Raw genomic sequence first — 310 nt, forward strand, 5'->3', positions numbered from 1 at the left:
CTTACCGCCGGATCTGCATTCATAATATTTTACTCATGACGTTCAGCACGGGGTGCGATGAATCGGAGAAAAACCGTTTCGGCTCCCGTCTTAATTTAATCAGTTTGCGGATAAGCGGATGCCGGGTTCCCGCCTGCGGTGTTATTTCCGGCGCGGCCCTGCAGTGTGCGCCGGTGGAGACGTGGTTTTCTTTCACCGGGGAGGCGGCTTTTTTCGCCGCTGAAACATTAAAAATCTGCCGGAGTTTAACCTTTCCGGTGGTTTCATCCTCCGGAACCAGCCAGTCAGCCAGCATATACATCATATATTC

Annotated in this window: 1 protein-coding gene; it reads right to left on the reverse strand. The window is 51.9% G+C overall.

Features of this window, described 5'->3' with window-relative positions; all coding sequences use genetic code 11:
• Positions 1-19: 19 nt before the first annotated feature.
• Positions 20-310 (reverse strand): hypothetical protein (locus ACU8YC_RS28650; RefSeq protein WP_446896472.1); only part of this gene is annotated, 291 nt, incomplete at its 5' end.

It is taken from the genome of Citrobacter sp. VF227 (genome assembly GCF_052950715.1).